Genomic DNA, 272 nt, shown 5'->3' on the forward strand with positions numbered 1-272 from the left:
CCGTAGAAGCCGTCGAGCTTGCCGAGTAGGTCCTTGAGCTCGGTCTCGTTCGCCTTCTGCCAGACCGACGCCTCCGTCGTCCTCTGGGCGGCCTCGATCGTGCGCAGTGTGTTGCGTTGTGCGATTGATAGACCAAGCCAGGCGCCCAGGAACGCCAGCACACCCGAGATTATCGGCCCGACCGTCGGCACCCAATAGCTCCACCACGGTGGCGTGCCGCCGCTCTCGACGCGGAGCGATCCGCCTGGCTCGAGCCGCACCGAAAGCGGCGG

At 66.9% G+C, this 272-nt stretch carries 1 protein-coding gene; it reads right to left on the reverse strand.

Annotated features, from left to right (window positions below):
• The coding region (locus JT719_RS24755) for a hypothetical protein (RefSeq protein ID WP_207436447.1) at positions 1-272 on the reverse strand (272 nt) is incomplete at both ends.

Origin of the sequence: Sabulibacter ruber (assembly GCF_017355955.1) — a bacterium.
Lineage (GTDB): Bacteria > Bacteroidota > Bacteroidia > Cytophagales > Hymenobacteraceae > Nibribacter > Nibribacter ruber_A.